Below are 2,580 nucleotides of genomic sequence, written 5' to 3' on the forward strand. Positions count from 1 at the left end.
GGGAGAAGGAGCGGGCCGAGAGCAGCACCGGCACCAGCGCCAGGCTCATGGAGAGTTCGTAGGAGATGAGCTGGGCCAGGCCGCGGATCGAGCCGAGCAGGGCGTACTTGGAATTGGAGGCCCAGCCCCCCAGAGCGACGCCGTAGACCGCCAGCGACGAGAGGCCGAGGAAGTAGAGGACGCCGACGTTGAGGTCGCAGACGACCAGCGGGATTTCCCGGCCGAAGAGGGTGAGCGGCGGCCCGAAGGGGACGACGGCGAAGGCGAGCAGGGCGGTGACCGCCGCCAGCCCCGGAGCGAGCAGGAATATCCACTTGTCGGCCTGGTCGGGAACGACATCCTCCTTGGTCAGCATCTTGATCACGTCGGCCAGCGGCTGCAGCAGGCCGAAGGGGCCGACCCGGTTGGGGCCGTAGCGCAGCTGCATGCGGGCCAGGATCTTGCGTTCGGCGAGCACCAGGTAGGCGGCCAGCGTCAGGATGACGCCGAAGATGACCCCCAGCTTGACCAGGACGATGAGCAGGGTGAGCAGCAGCTCGTTCATGCCGTCCCCTCCTTCTCGAGCAGGCAGTCGAGGTGGCCGGCGCCCGGGACGAAGACTTCGACCGGGGTTCCGCGCAGCCGCGGCAGGATCGCCACCCCCCGCGCCACGCGGTCGCTCGTGCGCACCGTCACGGCGAAATGACCGAGAACGGTCGACAGACGGGCGCGCTCCCCCTCGGCCAGGCCGAGACCGGCGGCGTCGGCGATGTGCAGCAGGACGTGCGGTGCGTGGGTGACGGCGGCCAGCGGCGGCGAGAGGCTGGAGAGAAGCTCGGAGCCGAAGAAGGTCTCCACCGGCAGCAGGTGCAGGGTGCCGCCCGGCTCGCAGTGAGGCGGCAGCGGCGCCGGTGCGCCGGCCGGGGTGCCGGTGCCGGCGAACCGTTCCCCTTCACCTGCCGGAGCGAGTTCGGCCAGGCGGGCGAAGCGCGGGTCTTCCGCCGCCAGTTCCTGCCGCAGCGGGCGCAGGGCAAGGGGATGTCCGAGGAGGGCGGCGAGGATCGCCCAGGCCGGGCGCGGCAGGCTCCCGGGCGTTTCCGCAGTGAAGGTGCGCGGGGGGTGGTCGCCGCCGCCGGTCTCGCGGATCGGCAAGCCGGGGGAGAAGACGGAGGCGAAGGGCAGCATCCGCCCTTCCTGGCTGACGACGGTGCCGTCCCCCTCGGCCGGCACTGTCGTCGGCAGCAGGATGTCGGCGCGGCGAGCGGCGAGGGTCGGCACGCCGTCGAGGACGATCAGCGATTCGAGCCGGGCGAGTGCCGTCGCGGCCCGCCCCGGATCGGGGTGGTCGGCAAAGGGATCGGTCTCAAGGCAGATCAGCGCCTTGATCTCGCCGCCGAGCATGCCGTCAAGCAGGGCGTCGGCGTCGGGGCCGGCACCGGCGACCAGGGCCGCGCCGTAGCTGTTCGGGCCGGTCAGCAGGACCGTGGCACCGCAGGGTCGCTCGGCCGAGGAGAGGGCGTCCGCCGCCAGTAGCAGTGCTGCCACGCCTTCCTCCCTAAGCAGGTCGGCGCCGCCGGCCAGTACCGGGCGTTCGGCCTGGCGCAGGCGGGCGGCGATTCCCTCGAGGAAGATCGCCTCCTGCCGGTCGAAGGCGGTGAAGTCGCCGCCGGCGAGGGCGGCGAGCGCGGCCGGCAGCCGCTCCGGGGCCAGAGGCAGGTGGGGGGCGGGGCAGGGGAGTTCTACCGGCCGCGGGTCGAGGACGGCGACATGGCCGCCGGCGCGGGTCGCCTGGCGCAGGGCAAGGGCGAGGAGAGGACCCTCGGCGAGAGGGTCGGCGCCGACGAGCAGGACGAAGTCGCTCTTGCGGATATCCTCCAGGCTGCGTGCCTTATCCCCGAGGCCGGCGGCGAGGGTGCGCGCCGCCCGGTCACGGGACGGGTGCGCATCGAAGGCGCAGCGGTCGCTGCCGACCCGCTGCGCCCAGCGGCGCAGCAGCCAGTTCGCCTCGAGAGTGGCGCGCGGCGAGCCGAGGAAGGCAACGCTTGCGGCGCCGTGGCGCCTGACCGTTTCCTGTAGGCGGCGGCGCAGAGCGCCAAGGGCCTCGGACCAGGACAGCTCCGCCCCGTCGACGCGGGGAGCGCGCGGCCGCTCGGGGTCATTGGCGTGGCCGTAGCCGAAGCGGCCGCGGTCGCAGATGAAGAAGCCGTTGACCTGCCGGTTGACGCCTGAGCGCACCCTTTGCAGCTCGCGGTAGCGGGCACCGGGGATGACGGCGCAGCCGAGGGAGCAGTGCGGGCAGACTGAAGGGGCTTCCTCGATGTCCCAGTAGCGGGCCTTGAAGCGGAAGGTCTTGTCGGTGAAGACGCCGGTCGGGCAGACATCGACCAGGTTGCCGGAAAAGGGGCTCTCCAGCCGACCGTCGCGGAAACGGCCGAAGTAGACCCGCTGGTTGGTCCCCAGCACGCCGAAGTCGCTGCCGCCGCAGTAGTCCTGGTAGGTGCGCACGCAGCGGTAGCACTGGATGCAGCGGTTCATCTCGTGCTCGACGAAGGGGCCGAGATCCTGATTGGTGTAGGTCCGCTTCTTGCCCCGGAAGCGGCG

The 2,580-nt window shown here is 72.1% G+C and carries 2 protein-coding genes; both read right to left on the reverse strand.

Annotated elements, in window-relative coordinates; all coding sequences use genetic code 11:
- Positions 1-544, reverse strand: a 544-nt coding sequence (locus tag VD811_15165; protein HXV22323.1) for a complex I subunit 1 family protein, incomplete at its 3' end; no start/stop codon positions are given.
- The coding region (locus VD811_15170; GenBank protein ID HXV22324.1) for a molybdopterin-dependent oxidoreductase at positions 541-2,580 on the reverse strand (2,040 nt) is incomplete at its 5' end. The genes VD811_15170 and VD811_15165, both read right to left, overlap by 4 nt.

It is taken from the genome of Desulfuromonadales bacterium (assembly GCA_035620395.1).
In the GTDB taxonomy this organism is placed as follows: Bacteria; Desulfobacterota; Desulfuromonadia; order Desulfuromonadales; family DASPGW01; genus DASPGW01.